Annotated in this window: 14 protein-coding genes and 1 tRNA gene; 7 read left to right on the plus strand and 8 right to left on the minus strand. The window is 66.9% G+C overall.

The window, feature by feature from the left end; all coding sequences use genetic code 11:
• Positions 1–14: 14 nt before the first annotated feature.
• Entirely contained in the window at positions 15–776 is a 762-nt protein-coding gene (locus tag ACN675_RS12865) for an SDR family NAD(P)-dependent oxidoreductase (RefSeq protein ID WP_420751205.1), read from the minus strand.
• A 199-nt stretch (positions 777–975) separates the two neighbouring features.
• Between ACN675_RS12865 and ACN675_RS12870 the strand changes: the two genes are divergently transcribed.
• From ACN675_RS12870 to ACN675_RS12880, 3 genes are all read left to right on the plus strand, one after another.
• Positions 976–1,049 (plus strand) — tRNA-Ile (locus ACN675_RS12870).
• Between the two features lie 123 nt (positions 1,050–1,172).
• Positions 1,173–1,724 carry a dihydrofolate reductase family protein gene (locus ACN675_RS12875; RefSeq protein WP_420751206.1) on the plus strand — a complete coding sequence of 184 codons (552 nt, stop codon included), beginning with the start codon at positions 1,173–1,175 and terminating at the stop codon, positions 1,722–1,724.
• 32 nt (positions 1,725–1,756) lie between these two features.
• A complete protein-coding gene (locus tag ACN675_RS12880) occupies positions 1,757–3,265 on the plus strand; it encodes a DUF222 domain-containing protein (protein ID WP_420751207.1) in 1,509 nt (502 codons plus the stop codon).
• 13 nt (positions 3,266–3,278) lie between these two features.
• Here ACN675_RS12880 and ACN675_RS12885 read toward each other — a convergent pair whose 3' ends face one another.
• On the minus strand, positions 3,279–4,364 hold the full coding sequence (locus ACN675_RS12885; RefSeq protein WP_420751208.1) for a dihydrodipicolinate reductase: 1,086 nt from the start codon (positions 4,362–4,364) through the stop codon (positions 3,279–3,281).
• A 78-nt stretch (positions 4,365–4,442) separates the two neighbouring features.
• Entirely contained in the window at positions 4,443–5,423 is a 981-nt protein-coding gene (locus ACN675_RS12890) for a Rieske 2Fe-2S domain-containing protein (RefSeq protein WP_420751209.1), read from the minus strand.
• 116 nt (positions 5,424–5,539) lie between these two features.
• Between ACN675_RS12890 and ACN675_RS12895 the strand changes: the two genes are divergently transcribed.
• Positions 5,540–6,199, plus strand: a complete 660-nt coding sequence (locus ACN675_RS12895; protein ID WP_420751210.1) for a TetR/AcrR family transcriptional regulator — start codon at positions 5,540–5,542, stop codon at positions 6,197–6,199.
• Between the two features lie 49 nt (positions 6,200–6,248).
• Positions 6,249–7,484: a GDSL-type esterase/lipase family protein gene (locus ACN675_RS12900; RefSeq protein ID WP_420751211.1), complete on the plus strand. Its 1,236-nt coding sequence runs from the start codon at positions 6,249–6,251 to the stop codon at positions 7,482–7,484.
• Here the strand turns inward: ACN675_RS12900 and ACN675_RS12905 are convergent.
• From ACN675_RS12905 to ACN675_RS12920, 4 genes are all read right to left on the minus strand, one after another.
• Positions 7,454–7,906: a hypothetical protein gene (locus ACN675_RS12905; RefSeq protein WP_420751212.1), complete on the minus strand. Its 453-nt coding sequence runs from the start codon at positions 7,904–7,906 to the stop codon at positions 7,454–7,456. The two genes, ACN675_RS12900 and ACN675_RS12905, sit on opposite strands and share 31 nt — an antisense overlap.
• A 19-nt stretch (positions 7,907–7,925) precedes the next feature.
• Positions 7,926–8,666, minus strand: a complete 741-nt coding sequence (locus tag ACN675_RS12910; RefSeq protein ID WP_420751213.1) for a DUF6745 domain-containing protein — start codon at positions 8,664–8,666, stop codon at positions 7,926–7,928.
• A 435-nt stretch (positions 8,667–9,101) separates the two neighbouring features.
• The gene (locus ACN675_RS12915; RefSeq protein WP_420751214.1) at positions 9,102–10,310 is read right to left on the minus strand and encodes an oxygenase MpaB family protein; all 1,209 of its coding nucleotides are present in this window, start codon (positions 10,308–10,310) and stop codon (positions 9,102–9,104) included.
• A 161-nt stretch (positions 10,311–10,471) separates the two neighbouring features.
• Positions 10,472–11,536: a pirin family protein gene (locus ACN675_RS12920; protein WP_420751215.1), complete on the minus strand. Its 1,065-nt coding sequence runs from the start codon at positions 11,534–11,536 to the stop codon at positions 10,472–10,474.
• Positions 11,537–11,637: 101 nt separating this feature from the next.
• Between ACN675_RS12920 and ACN675_RS12925 the strand changes: the two genes are divergently transcribed.
• Both ACN675_RS12925 and ACN675_RS12930 read left to right on the plus strand, forming a co-directional pair.
• Positions 11,638–12,090, plus strand: coding sequence for a winged helix-turn-helix transcriptional regulator (locus tag ACN675_RS12925; RefSeq protein ID WP_420751216.1), 453 nt, complete (start codon positions 11,638–11,640; stop codon positions 12,088–12,090).
• A gap of 54 nt (positions 12,091–12,144) precedes the next feature.
• The gene (locus ACN675_RS12930) at positions 12,145–13,107 is read left to right on the plus strand and encodes an endonuclease/exonuclease/phosphatase family protein (RefSeq protein WP_420751217.1); all 963 of its coding nucleotides are present in this window, start codon (positions 12,145–12,147) and stop codon (positions 13,105–13,107) included.
• 77 nt (positions 13,108–13,184) lie between these two features.
• Here the strand turns inward: ACN675_RS12930 and ACN675_RS12935 are convergent, their stop codons facing one another.
• Positions 13,185–14,333, minus strand: a complete 1,149-nt coding sequence (locus ACN675_RS12935) for a thiolase family protein (protein ID WP_420751218.1) — start codon at positions 14,331–14,333, stop codon at positions 13,185–13,187.
• Positions 14,334–14,362 lie beyond the last annotated feature (29 nt).

The raw sequence follows: 14,362 nt of genomic DNA on the forward strand, positions 1-14,362 counted from the left end.
GGGTTCGCGCGACCTCAGCGCAGAACGGTACCGCCGTCCACGTTGACGATCTGCCCGTTGATCCACGAGCCCTCGTCGGACATCAGGTACGCGACCATGCTCGACACGTCACGGGCTTCGCCGGCTCGAGTGCTGCGGGACCGGCCGACGAGGGCTTTCAGAAGGTCGGGGTCGGCGCCCGTGCGGATCTCGTCGGTGAGGATCAGACCCGGGGCGACGGCGTTCGCGCGGATGCCCTCGCGACCCCAGCGCGAAGCGACGTGCCGCGTGAGGGCGTTGATCCCGGCCTTGGTCGCGGCGTATGCCGGCCGCTGCGGGTCGCCGGTGAACGACGCGATCGACGACGTGTAGACGATCGCGCCCCCACCTGCCGCGAGCAGGTGCGGAACCGTGTGCCGGGTGACGAGCATGTGTCCGCGCAGGTTCACGGCGATCATGCGATCCCAGATTTCCAGGTCGATGTCGACGACGTCGGTGTCCTTCGACACCGAGCCCATGTCACCCGCGTTGATGTGGACCGCGTCGAGCTTTCCGTAGGTGCCGATCGTGGCGTCGACGAGCGCCCGCACCGACTCGTCGACGGAGATGTCGAACTGAACGGCGGTCGCGTCGCTGCCCGCCTCACCGATGGCAGCGGCGGTCTTCTCGGCCCCGGCGCCGTCCAGGTCGCCCACGAGGACCTTTGCGCCCTCCCGGGCCAGTCGAGCGGCGGAGTCGGCGCCCAGCCCGGTCGCGGCGCCTGCCACCAGGACGACCTTGTCTTTCAATCCCTCCATCGCCAGCCTCTCGTCTATGGAAACACCATCGGAAACAATGATTTCAACGTGGAGAATAACATTCTCGAAATTCAGACAGAGGTTCTGAAGTGGCGGGGAGGGCCCGCGGATCTCGTTGTGAGCCATCGGTGACCCGGTGCGCGAACCTCCCCGCAAAGACGGGTAGCATTCTGGGCGCGCAGCCGGAGACGGCCGTGATGGGGCGGTAGCTCAGTCGGTTAGAGCCGTGGACTCATAATCCATTGGTCGCGGGTTCGAGCCCCGCCCGCCCCACCCATCGATGCAGGTCACGACCGTGCATCACGGAAACCTCCACGACTTTGCGGCAGTAGCGGCATCCTGTGAGCAAGCGGCACGCCCCGATGAGTCTCGGGCGCCCAGGAGGTCTACCCGATCATGAGGAAACTGATCTACCCGTACGGCGTCTCCCTCGACGGCTACATCAACGACCGCGACGGCAACATCGACTGGACGGATCCGGACGAGGAACTGCACCAGTTCCACAACGACAGGTTCCGCGAGCTCGAGATCTCGCTGCACGGTCGCCGAATGTACGAGTTGATGGCCGAGTACTGGCCGCACATCCCCGAGGACGCGCCGCCCATCGAGCGTGAGTTCGCCGGACTCTGGACGGAAAAGCGCAAGGTCGTCTTCTCGCGGACGCTCACCGAGGTCCAGTGGAACAGCACTCTGGTCAGGGAGAACGCGGTCGAGGAGGTCCGCAGGCTCAAAGCCGAAGGCGACGGCGTCATGGAGGTCGGCGGCGCGAACCTCGCGGCCTCGCTGATTCCCCACGGCCTCATCGACGAGTATCAGCTCTTCATCTCGCCCGTGGTGCTCGGCGGCGGCACACCGCTCTTCCCACTGCTGGACAAGCGCATCCGGCTCCGACTTGCCGAGACGAAGCACTTCGACACCGCGGTGATGCTCCGCTACGTCGCCGACTGAAACTTGTCGGTGGGTCCCGCTATGTTTCGAACATGCTTTCGAACCGGGTGGGGGGTGCGGTGGTCGAGGCGCGGCTGACCGCCCTCGACACCGCGGTCGACGGCCTGCTCGGTGACGACCTGTCGGGTCTGTCGGACGACGACATCGTCGAGGTCCTGCAACGCCTGGAAACCTCCCTGCGCAAGGCGTCGGCGGTCGGGCACCGTCTGATCGTCGAGACCACCGAGCGCATGATCCCGGGCCATCTCGGCTGCCGCTCGGTCAACGACTTCCTCATCGGCACCCTGCGGATCTCCGCCGCCGACGCGGCCCGACGGGTCAAGGGCGCGAAGAAGGTCGGCACCTGGCATTGCCTCGACGGCGAGGACCTCGAACCCGAACTGCCGGCCACCGCCACCGCCGTGAAGACCGGCGCGATCGGGCCCGATCATGTCGCGGCGGTGGCGAAGGTGATGCGGAAGGTGCCGCACGGGGTCGGGTTCGACGAGATCACCGTCGCGGAGAAGATCCTGGCGGATGCGGCGTGTTCGGTCACCCCCGACGATCTCGTGAAACTCGGTGCGCATCTGCTCGCGTACCTGAATCCGGACGGGGACGTGCCGGACGAGAAGGAACGCACACGGCGCCGGGGTCTGCGGATCGGCAAGCAGGGTGTCGACCTCATGACGCCGATCTCCGGGCTCATCGATCCCGAAACCCGCGCACTGCTCGAACCGGTGCTGGCGAAACTCGCCCGACCGGGCATGAACAATCCGGACGATCCCGAATCACCGTCCGGTGATGTCGAATCCGAGGCCCTCGACCGGGACGCTCTGGCCAAGGCCGCGGCCCGCGACACCCGCACCGCGGTGCAGCGCAACCACGACGCGCTGAAAGTCGCCCTGCGCCAGATCTTGTCGTCGGGGGTGCTCGGTAGCCATCGTGGGTTGCCGGTCACGGCGATCCTGACCATGACCGTGAAACAACTCGAGGAAGCGACCGGCGTCGTGACCACCGCCTCCGGTGGGTTGGTGCCGATCCGGGACGCGCTGCGGATGGCCGAGAAGGCGCATCCGGTGTTGGCGATCTTCGATCACCACGGTCGGCCGCTGCACCTCGGCCGCGCCAAGCGTTTGGCGTCGGCCGATCAGCGCCTCGCCCTGATCACCGCCTCGGGTGGTTGCACCCGCCCTGGGTGCGATGCGCCCGCGACATTGACGGCGGTCCATCACATCACCGAATGGCGAGACGGCGGACCCACCGACATCGGCAACGAGGACCTCGCGTGCGACGCCTGCCACGCACTGGTGCACGACGGTCCCGGCGGCTGGGAAACCCGCGTCGCACCGGCAGGTTCGGAGCATCCGGGCCGTACCGAATGGATACCGCCACCGCACATCGACCCCGAGCAGAAACCGCGGGTCAATCACCGTCATCATCTCGGTGATCTGCTGTCGGCGGCGTTGGCGCACTACCGTGCCCGCCGCGAAACCGAACTGCGCGAGCACCGACAGCGGTGGATGCAGGAACCCTCCGGGGACGCGAACGGCGACGCACCGTAGTGCCGTTGCGGTGCTATTTCTTGAAGCGCCCGGCGAATCCGCGGAGCGGCAGGTCCGCACTCGTCATGATGCCGGGAGGTGAGGCGACCACGGACTTGATCGAGTTCAACACCGGTAGTCCGGTGACGGTCATGCCGATGGAGGCGAAGTTCGACGGATCGGACAGGTCGAACCCCTTGCGGGGGAAGATCATGTGCTTGTTGTAGATATTCGGATCCCCGGTGATCTGGGTGATGTAGCAGCCCTGGATCTTCCACGCGGGATCGGTGTGGGGCGTCATCTGCCATTCGAGGTGGGTTTCCACCCGCGGCACACCGTCGACCAATCCCTGGTACTTGATGTAGCTCGCGCCGAGGGAACCTTCAGGCAAGAGGTACCAGCCGAGGTCGACGTCCTTCGTGCACGCTCCGAGTTCGTAGCCGAAGGTCACCTCGTCGAGTTCGAGGTCGAAGGCGTCGGCCATCAGGTAGACCGAGTCGGCGAACACAGCGGTGTACTTGTAGAGCGAGTCCGGGATCGTGGGGTCGTCGATCGGACGCCCGTATCCGACGGCCTTCCACGTATCGACGGAATGGTGGCACGAGACGTCGACCGATTCGGTAACGGTGACGTTCTCGATCTCGGAGACATCGGCGGAGTTGACGATTCCGAGGATCTGGCACAGCCCCGGATTCATTCCCGTGCCGTAGAAGGTGGAGTTGCCGCGTTCGCACGCCGCCTGGATGACCTCGCTGACCTTCCGGCCCGAGGGATGCGGATGGTTCTTGTCGCGGTGGTAGCCGGTGATCCAGTCCGCCGTCGTCACCACATCGATGCCGGCCTCGAGAACCTTCTCGTAGAGATCTTCGTCGGGGAACACCCCGTGGAATGTGAGGACCTCGGGTTCGGCGGCGAGGATCTCCTCGACCGATCCGGTGGCCGTCACGCCGATGGGGCCGATACCCGCGATCTCGCCGGCGTCCCGGCCGAGCTTGTCGGGGGTGTAGCAGTGGAGGCCGACGAGTTCGAGGTCTGGATGGTTGCGGATCCGGCCGATCATCTCCGTGCCGAGGTTGCCGGTCGCAACCTGGAACACCCGGACCTTGTCGGAGGTGCTCATTTCTCGTGGACCTTTCTGTCGGCTGGGTGAAGCTTTTCCGTCGGCAGTGGATTCAGGCCGGGGATTCAGGCCGGGGATTCAGGCCGGGTAGAACTGTGCCGCCCATTCGCGCAGTGCCCGGAATCCGTCGAATTCCTTACGGGTCAACGCGGGAGGATCGGAATAACGCTGATGGGCCCAGATGTGGATGTCGGCTTCGAACTGCTCGATGACGAAGTCTGCCATCGTCTTTCCGTACCTGGTGATCTCCGGGCCGTCGTCGCCGGGTTTGCGTCCGATCCACACCGTGAAGCGGACGTCGGAGGTGGATTCGTCGACGGGTGTCACCGCAGGCATCGTGCGGTTGTCGATCATTCCCCAGCTCTTGGTGATCGAGCAGCCCAAGCCGGCATTGATCGATTCCACCCCGCTGGCGACCTGCCCCTCGGCGACGTTCTCGTCGAAGGAGACGGTGAAGTCGACGTAGGAGACGGGTCCGGAGAAGTCGTGGCGAGTGAACTCGGGGACGAAGGGCGTCTTGTGGACGAACTTGAAATGGGCGAAATCGACCCCGTTCTCCAGGGTGTACTGCGGATGTAGTTCCAGCCCTTGTCGATACAACGTCGCCGCGGGCACCGGTGGGTAGTAGTCGGCGGCGGTCTTGCCGTCCCCGAACGCCTCGAAGATGTCCGGGACCTCGAAGTAGGGCTCGCGGCCTTCGGTGTCGAACCAGATCCATACCGCCTCGTTCCGCTCGACGGCGGGATAGCTGCGGATCCGGCGACCTTTGTTCGGGCGGCTTTCGTAGGGAATGCAGACGTTGCGGCCCGCCCGGTCCCATTCCCAGCCGTGGAACGGGCACACGAGATTCTCGCCCTCGACGTGGCCTCCGTAGCCGAGGTGGGCGCCGAGATGCTCGCAGTAGGCGTCGAAAACGGCGACCTGCCCGGAAGTCGATCGCCACGCCACCATGTCGCGACCGAAGTACTTCATCCTGCGAACGGCGCCGACTCCGATCTCGCTGCACCAGGCCACTTGGAACCAGCCCGTCGGCTCCATGCACAAGGGTGGCTTCGCCAACGCGGTCCTCCAGCACTCGAAACGAAACGGTGGACAAGGCATCGGAAGATCTGTGATCTCTACCACAGGCCGTGAGAGATCGTAGAACTGTCTTCGAAAATATGCAAGAGGGCTCTATGAAAGTGGTTCCGCTGGTCAGCGCTGTAGACTCGCCGTTCGTGGTGGAGGCGGCGGTGAGCGGGCGACGTGCGAACAAGCGCGGCATCGAGACGCGGGACAGCATGATCAAGGCAGCCATCGCTTCCTTGGCCACAGGCGACCCCGCGGCCGTGTCCGGCAACCGGATCGCCCGGGACATCGGCGCGACCTGGGGTGTGGTGAAGTACCAATTCGGCGATATCGACGGCTTGTGGGCCGCAGTTCTCCGCTACACCGCCGACAAGCGCGGCGACCTTCCGGCGGGAATCAAACCGGACGGCACGCTGCACGAACGGGTGACCGCCCTGATCGAAGCCATGGCGGTGGGCTTGCGCACGCCGGAATCGCTGGCGATCGAAACTCTCCGTGCTGCGCTACCTCGTGATCATGCGGAACTCGAGCGGGACTATCCGCAGACCGCCGCAGAGCTGGCTTCATGGAAACCCAATTGGGACAAGGCTATCGAGCGGTCCTTCGCCGACCTCGGCCTCGATCCCGTCAAGCTGAGGCAGGTGGCGGCTCTCATTCCGGCAGCGATGCGCGGAATCACCTCGGAGCGAACCTTGGGTACCTACGGGAATCTCGACGACGCACTCGCCGGGCTGATCTGCGGGATAGTCGCGTATCTCGAGACGTGACCTGATCCGCCGTAATCCACGACATCGAATCTTCAACCCCAAGGAATTCATGACCGGCTCGACCGACCTGACCACCACCGCGATCACGCAGAACCTCGTCCGCGGTGCCGCCGAACTCGAGCGCACCGAACACGGTCTCCTCCCGCATCGGCTTCCCGGCTGGGCGCGCCGCCGGTGCGACGATCCTCAGCTGCTCATGGCCGAATCCCAGCCGTCCGGAGTGCGGCTGGCTTTCCGGACCCGCGCGACCGTCGTCGAGCTGGACACGCTCCCCACGAGGCGGACGTACATCGGCGCGCCGCCACGTCCGACCGGCGTCTACGACCTGATCGTCGACGGCCGCCTCGCCGGACAGGCCGGTGCGGAGGGCGGAAACATCATCGTCGTCGACCTGGCGACCGGCAGTGTCGAGCACCGCCCGGGGAACGTCGGTACCGTGCGTTTCGCCGACCTGCCCGCCGCGCCGAAGACGGTCGAGATCTGGTTGCCGCACAACGAGACCACCGAACTGGTCGCGCTGCGCACCGACGCACCGGTCGAGCCGGTGGAGGACGAGGGTCGTCCGGTGTGGCTGCATCACGGCAGCTCGATCAGCCACGGGTCCAACGCCGCCACCCCCTCCGGAATCTGGCCCGCGTTCGCCGCCGCGCGCGGGGGAGTGGAGCTGATCAACGTCGGGCTCGCCGGCAGCGCGCTGCTCGACCCCTTCACCGCCCGCACGATGCGTGATACCCCGGCAGACCTGATCAGCGTCAAGATCGGTATCAACCTCGTCAACTCCGATGTGATGCGGCGCCGCGCGTTCGGGCCGGCCGTGCACGGCTTCCTCGACACCATCCGGGACGGGCACCCGACCGCCCCCCTGCTCGTCGTCTCGCCGATCCACTGCCCGATCCACGAGGACACACCCGGGCCCGGCGCATTCGACACCGAAGCGCTCGCCGCCGGGACGTTGGCGTTCGTCGCGACGGGGGATCCGGCCGAGCGCGCGGCCGGGAAGCTGACGCTCACGACGATCCGCGAGGATCTGGCGCGCATCGTCGCGCAGCGTGCAGAGGACGACCCGAACATTTACTACCTCGACGGAACCGATCTCTATGGGGAAGCCGATCATGCGGTGTTGCCGCTGCCGGGCCGGCTCCACCCCGACGCCGAAACACACCGGCTCATCGGCGAACGCTTCGCGGATCGTGCCTTCGAGGGTGACGGCGCGTTCGCGTCACGGGGCCAACTCTCCGGGTCGAGTCGACCGCGTCAGTCCGCGACGAGCCGGGCCGCACCGTAGAGGCCGGTACCGCGCTCGCGTTGCCGGCTGATGACGTAGCGGCCCGGTGCGATGCCCGTGGCGCCGTGCTCGGGGTGGACGAGGTACGCGACACCGGTCACTTCGACGATCCCGAGCGCGAGACCCCGGGGATCGGCAACCGGCGCGGTCCACGTGCACGCGTCCTCGTCCGCGACGAGCGAATGCGGATTGCCTCCGGCGGCGCTGCGCAGCAACTCGATCCCGGACGCGGGAACCGGAACGGTCCGGGTCCACGGTTGGCGTGTCACCACGCCGGTGAGCATCGAGTGCGGGACGACGATGAGATCGCCCTGTGCCTGCGGTCCGTCGACGACCGGCACGGACACCTCGCGATCGAGGTGCTCGAGCACGTCGATGCCGCTCCAGGCAGTGATGTCGGACAGGGTGTGAAGAGCATTCATGGAATTCACCTCGGGGATGTCAGGTCCGGCGTACCAGCCGGGCATAGTCGGAACCGCTGATGCCGTAGGTCCATCCGGCGGCATCGAGGGCGGACGGAGCCCACGCGGGAACGGGCAGTCCGTAGCGTCGGCGAGTGCCGTCGCGTTCGAGAGATCCATTGACGGCGAGCAGGATTCGTCCCGGTGCGCCCCAGCCGCCAGGGCTGTCGTACAACTCGAGCAGGCAGCCGGGATTGCCGGGATCCCCGGTGCGGTCCACGAGGGTGAGCGCTGCCTCCTCGATGTAGGCGTCCCACCCGATACGCTCGATCGCGCACCGCCGGATCTCGACGTTGCGTTCGCGTCCGATGCGCTCGGCCGTCGGATCGAGCACAACCCATTCCGGAACGATGGTGCCGTGATGGACGAAAGATCTTGTTCCGTCCGGATATTCGATCGCTGCCCTGTTCGGGTGGTGGAGGCGTCGTTCGTCCTCGGAACCGCCGGGCGACGGCTCGGTGTGCAGTTCGCAGGGGCGTTCGGCCATCACGCACACCCGCTCGAACGCCCACCACCATCCGGTAGCGCCGGCCAGTGCGGCCTGTGCGTCGAGAAGTTCACTGTCGAGTGCTCCGAAACCGACGAGACCGCATTGCCGGATCGCGTCGTAGTATCCGACCCGGTGCGCTTCCTGCTGCCCGTACCAGCTCACGGTGCTCAGGGGCTGGGGAAGTGTTCGCCGGATCGCGGTGGCCACTCCGTCGAAAAGCGTAGTACGCAACGAATTCCAGATCATCCTCCGGATGACCTGCTCCGGATTCGGAGACGCTCCGAATCGTGACGACGGATAGCGCCGCCGGATCCGCTCGTCCATCCGCCTGCGCCCGCCCGACAACAGCGACGCGATGCGCACGGACGGATGAGTGTCGTCGAGCGCCGAGGATGGTCCCGGGATCGACTGGTGCGCAATGAATGTCGATGCAGCGGCCGGTGACGGCGCCCACACGAATTCGGGTGGATCGAAACCGGAACGCCGATAGAGTTCCGCAACTGCGCATTCCGCGACGGAACGATCGGCGGGTCGAGTGCTCAGTCCGTGCGCGAGCCAATGATCGCGCAGTTCTCGGACGGCGGGGATCATGCGACGGGGGCGGAGGCCGCCTTTCCTGTTGTCATGGTTGTCGAGGATGGCACGAAATCACCGGTGGCGCAAGAATCATGCAGGGATCGGCGCGACGGTGGTGATCTCACCGCCGAGGATCCGCTGCCGATTCTCTGCGAGGCGACGCTCGCCGAGCCGCTGCAACCAGCGCTTCCCGGCCGGCACGCGACCGATCACGTGGTGCTTGGCCACGTTCACCGCGAGTCGGGCAGCCGGGTACCACGGCGGACGTATCGGGACATTCAGTGCCCGGACCGCGGCGGGACCGAGCAGAATGGTCGCGAGCGAGAGCCCGCGCTCGTACTCGTAGCGTCGGCGCAGCGGGCCGAACCCGCTTTCGGTGGAGGTGAGAGGCAGATCGACCAGCGACGCCGCGAGCAGGAGGCTGTGCTCGTCCGCGGCGGGCGACGCCGAGCCGATGTGATACATCATGCGCAGTCCCTTGCGTAGGTCGAACTGCAGCCAGTGCTCGTCGACACCCATCAGCCAGCCGACGTAACACCACAGGTGGAGGACGGCCTCGGCCTCCCGACGGGTGTAGCGCACACCGAGTACCCGCGTGTGGAGCAGGAACGTGATGGAGAACAGACCCAGGGTGCCGGCTTGGTCGAACTGATTGATGGGAAGTCCACGTTCGACCGTGTCCCAATCCGTTTCGCGCTCGTGGTGGTAGTTCACGAAGGCGTGCATGAGCCGGACGTGGACGGACAGGATGAACCCGTCGCCGAAGCGCTCGAGCCCGCCGTCCTCGGTGCAGCCGTACCACCACGCCCCGGTCTCGGCGATGCGCCGCAGTGTCCGGTCGCCGGTGAGCTTGCCCGATCCCGTGAGGATCGGCAGCGGACCGGAGTTGTTGTACCCGCCCAGGAGAGATCCGTAGGCGAGGACGTCCGCTGCGTCGGTGCCGACCCGGCGCAGGGTCCGTGCGCCGAGGGCGATCCTGTCGCGGTCGACCCAGTCCGGTGTGTCCTCGAGGAGCGCGAAGTAGTCACGCAGGGGTCGCGGGGCGTCGGGCACGGAGTCGATGCCGTGGTGGAGTGCCTGCCGGAACTGGGCCATCGTGACAGTGCGGTCCTCGCGCATCGCCCGGACCAGCGCCGCGCTCGGTTCGTCCCGCTCGAGCAGTGCCCGTCGGAGCCGGTCGGCCTCCTCCGGGTCGGCATCGGGATTCGGCCACGCGAACGGACGCAGGGGCGCGGTGATGCGCGCGGCGTGCGCGCGGTCGCGCATGTAGCGGGTCGGTGCGTAGGCCGGGATCGTCACGAGACCCACCTTCCGACTGACAACTGTCATTGTCAATAGTGGTCGATCCAGAAGATGCGGGCTTCGACCAGTGGGCTCGGCGACGGTCCCAGGTCCAGCCGGCGACCTGGGACCACACCATCCGCTGCCCGGCACCTGATCGACATCAGCGTCGGCGCCGGCTACCGGCTGGTCGGCGCCTCGGTGGCGTGAGGAGTGCTCACCGGGCCGTCGGAATGCCGTGCAAACCGCCCGGTTTCGCGATCGTGTACGACGTCCACGCGATCCCACGGCCACCCACCGAACTCGGTGCGGCGATAGTCGTCGTACGCCTGCTGGAGTTCGGCGGTCGTGTTCATCACGAACGGGCCGTGCTGGGCGACGGGTTCGCCGATCGGAACCCCCTGCAGCAGGAGGATCTTCGCGGGCCCGTCACCGGTCTCCACCACGGTCGGCCTCTGAGCGGACTGGGCGAAGCCCTCTCCTGCGGCCACGTCGAGGCCTTCGATGATTGCACGCGAGGCGTCGCCGTAGACGTACAGCACCCGGCGGGTGTCGGCGGTCGCGGGCGCCGGAAGTTCCACCCGCGCGTGGGGTTCGAGGTCGATCAACCACACCGCGATGTCCGATCGCGGATTCGATGCCCATGAATTCACCGGCGGGGCAACGGGTTCGGCGTCGCCGTAGCGTCCCGCGATCACCTTGATCGTGGCCGTGCCGCCCACCGGGCCGCGGACCGCCACGACCGGGATGTCCTCGTTCCACTGCATCGTGAACTCGGGCGACGCGGCCTTGCCGGTGGCGGGCAGATTCAGCCAGATCTGGAACAGCTCGAACGGATTGTCGGCGTCCTGTTCGAGCAACGGGAACATCTCCGAATGCGAGACGCCGTTGCCGGCGGTCAGCCACTGCACGTCGCCCTGCCCGTAACGCGCGGTCGCGCCGGTCGAGTCGGCGTGGTCGACGTAGCCGCGTTCGACAATGGTGATCGTCTCGAAGCCACGGTGCGGATGCGCGGGAAAACCGGGCACCGTCCGACCGTGATACATGCTCCAGCCCGCGGGGTTGTCGAAGTCGCTGCCGAGATCGTGGCCGGCCACCGACGCCGGGCCGAGATTCGCCGTTCCGGCAGGGTAGTGGTCGACGTGGTGCGTCGCGAACAGGAAGGGGTCGAGCGCCTGCCAGGGGCGGCCGAGCCGGAAGACGCTGCCGGTGGTGTGGGAGCCGTGAGAGCGCTGGGTCGTCATGAGAACACTCCGTCCATGTGGTGCCGAGCTTGTGCCCACTACAACCGAACCGAAGGTACATTCATTCCGAATGTGGATTTTACTGCGGTTATAGTGGAATTGTGGCCACAACGAGCAGCAAGGTCCCACGATCGGACGCCGAATACGCTGCCATTGCCGCGGCGGCGGCAGCGGCTGTCGCGAGTCGTCCGGGTGGGGCCCGCAGTCTGACCGTCGACGACGTGCTGTGCGGCGAGTCGTCGGTTCGGTCGGCGCTGGACACCATCGGGGGAGCGTGGTCGATCCTGGTCCTGACCGCGCTGCGCAGCGGACCGTGCCGATACAGCGAGATCAAGCGGGCCGTCCGCGGAATCAGTGATCGCCGGTTGGCGGGGACGCTGCGGGACTTCGTACGCGACGGGCTGGCGGAACGGCGGGTGCTGAGCACCATCCCGTCCCACGTGGAGTACGAGCTCACCCCGCTCGGACAGGAGGTGAGCGACTCGGTGAGCACCTTCGTCGTCGACATCATGCGGCTCGCGCCACGGGTCGCGGCGGCGCGCGCAAAGTCATGACTGTCGCCCGGACTCACGTCGCCGTGATCGCGTCGCCGTGGTTGTCTGGTCGGCGTGACGACGAAGTGGGTGCGGCCTGCGATCGCGGTTCTCGCGTGGATCGCGACGGCGATCGGTGCGATCGGGGTGGCCCTGCATCTCAGTCCGTCATCGTCGCGTGTGCTCGTGCTCGCAGCGTCGGGAGCGCTGTATCCGATGGCCGGCGCGGTCGTCGGGGCGGTCGCATTCGTAGCACTCCGACGCTGGATCGCCGGGGCGGTCGCGGGGCTCGTGGTGGCCGGTGCGGTCGTGACCCAGGCGCCGCTGCACGTCGGGAGCGCGACCGCGGTCGACGGCGTTGCCGTGCAGGTGATGCAGACGAACATTCTCTTCGGAGGAGCCGACCCTGCCGCCGTGGTGGCCGAGGTCCGCGAACGGAACGTCGGGATCCTCACCGTCGACGAGCTGTCACCCGAGGCAGTCGATGCGTTGAGCCGGGAAGGTCTCGACGAGCTCCTGCCGCACCGGTATGTCTCGCCCGCCGCGGGCGCGAACGGAACCGGAATCTGGAGTACCTACCCGCTGTCCGACGCCGTCGAATACGACGGGTTCGTGATGAGCCAGCTCTCGGCGACCGCCGAGGTTCCCGGTGTCGGACCGGTCGCGGTGTACGCCTTCCATCCCGTGCCGCCGGTCTTCGGTACACACGTGTGGGCCGACGAGCTGTCCCGCCTGCGGGACATCCTCGAGCGAACACCCGTGACGCTGCCGGCGATCGTGGGCGCCGACTTCAACGCGACCTTCGACCATGCGCAGTTCCGCGCGTTGCTGTCCGGACGTTTCGGTGATGCCGGCGAACAGGTGGGTGCCGGGAACCTGGTCACCTACCCGACCGACAAGCGGCTCCCGCCGGTGGTCGGCATCGACCACGTTCTCGTCGCGGGGGGACGGGCGACGGAGGTGACGGCCGTGGACATACCGGGTGCGGACCACCGGGCGGTGGTGGCTCGGATCGTTCTGGACACCGACCGGCCGTAGAACCGGCGACGCCGCCCAGCCCCGGGTTCTCCGCCTCGAACGAGACGGGAACCCGGGAACCGGCGCCGGCGGGTGACTCAGAGGGACAGGATCGACGCCGCCGCCGTTCCCGGCGCGCCGTAGACCTGCGCGAGGCCGACCCGCGGGTTGTTCGGCACCTGACGGTCGCCGGCCTGTCCGCGCAACTGCAGCACCAGCTCGTGAACCTGGCGGATACCGGACGCACCGATCGGTTCGCCGTTGGCGATGAGACCACCGTCGGTGTTCACGGGCATCGAGCCGCCGATCTCGGTGGCACCCTCGGCGAGCAGCTTCTCCTGGTCACCGTCCGCGCACAGCCCCGTCTCGGCCATGTGGATGACCTCGGCGCCGGCGTCGGTGTCCTGGAGCTGCGCGACGTCGACGTCCTCGGGGCCGATGCCGGCGGCCTCGTACGCAGCCTTCGCCGCGTACACCGTCGGGGAGACGTCCTCCTCGAGAGCGGCCCAGGTCGCGTGCACCTCGTAGGCGCCGTACGTGCGGGTGCGAATGGCAGTGGAGCGCAGGAAGACCGGCTTGTTCGAGGTGTACTTCGAGACCAGGTCGCCGCGGCACATGATGACCGCGGCGGCACCCTCGTCGGGAGCGCAGAACATCTTGGCGGTCAGCGGGTAGTTCAGCATCGGCGACTCGAGAATCTCCTCCAGGCTGAACTCGGTGCGGCGGAAGGCCTTCGGATTCAGGCCACCGTTGCGGTAGTTCTTCGCCGCGACCCGGGCCAGCGTCTCGTGCGAGATGTTGTGGTCGATGCAGTACCGGTTGGCCTTCATGCCGAAGAACTTGGTGGTGACGAACTGGCCGTTCTCGGCATACCAGGCGGGCAGGCCGAGCATCGCGGGATCGGCGGTGAACGCGCCGCGCGGATGCTTGTCGGTGCCGACGGCGATGCCGATGTCGTACTTGCCGGAACGGATACCGTCGGCGGTCTGCTCGATCGCGCTGGCCGACGTGGCGCAGGCATTGAACACGTTGGTGAAGGGAATGCCGGTCAGGCCCACCAGCCGCGTCACCGAGTCGGTGTTGTCGACCTCGTAGCTGCCGCCGATGCCGAACTGGATGTCTTTCCACGCGACACCCGAATCCTCGAGTGCGAGCTGGATCGCGTCGGCCGCCATCTCGATGGCCGACCTGGTGCCGAATCTGCCGAACGGGTGAAGGCCCACACCGATGATGGCAACGTCGTTCATAGTTTCAAGGACTCCTCGATCAGGTGTGT

The organism is Rhodococcus sp. O3 (assembly GCF_048897285.1).
Lineage (GTDB): Bacteria > Actinomycetota > Actinomycetes > Mycobacteriales > Mycobacteriaceae > Rhodococcus.

Excerpts from the sequence above, each read along its gene's own strand:
- ACN675_RS12865 (WP_420751205.1), bottom strand. The coding sequence starts at position 776 with ATGGAGGGATTGAAAGACAAGGTCGTCCTGGTGGCAGGCGCCGCGACC.
- ACN675_RS12875 (WP_420751206.1), top strand. The coding sequence starts at position 1,173 with ATGAGGAAACTGATCTACCCGTACGGCGTCTCCCTCGACGGCTACATC.
- ACN675_RS12880 (WP_420751207.1), top strand. The coding sequence starts at position 1,757 with ATGCTTTCGAACCGGGTGGGGGGTGCGGTGGTCGAGGCGCGGCTGACC.
- ACN675_RS12885 (WP_420751208.1), bottom strand. The coding sequence starts at position 4,364 with ATGAGCACCTCCGACAAGGTCCGGGTGTTCCAGGTTGCGACCGGCAAC.
- ACN675_RS12895 (WP_420751210.1), top strand. The coding sequence starts at position 5,540 with ATGAAAGTGGTTCCGCTGGTCAGCGCTGTAGACTCGCCGTTCGTGGTG.
- ACN675_RS12900 (WP_420751211.1), top strand. The coding sequence starts at position 6,249 with ATGACCGGCTCGACCGACCTGACCACCACCGCGATCACGCAGAACCTC.
- ACN675_RS12905 (WP_420751212.1), bottom strand. The coding sequence starts at position 7,906 with ATGAATGCTCTTCACACCCTGTCCGACATCACTGCCTGGAGCGGCATC.
- ACN675_RS12920 (WP_420751215.1), bottom strand. The coding sequence starts at position 11,536 with ATGACGACCCAGCGCTCTCACGGCTCCCACACCACCGGCAGCGTCTTC.
- ACN675_RS12935 (WP_420751218.1), bottom strand. The coding sequence starts at position 14,333 with ATGAACGACGTTGCCATCATCGGTGTGGGCCTTCACCCGTTCGGCAGA.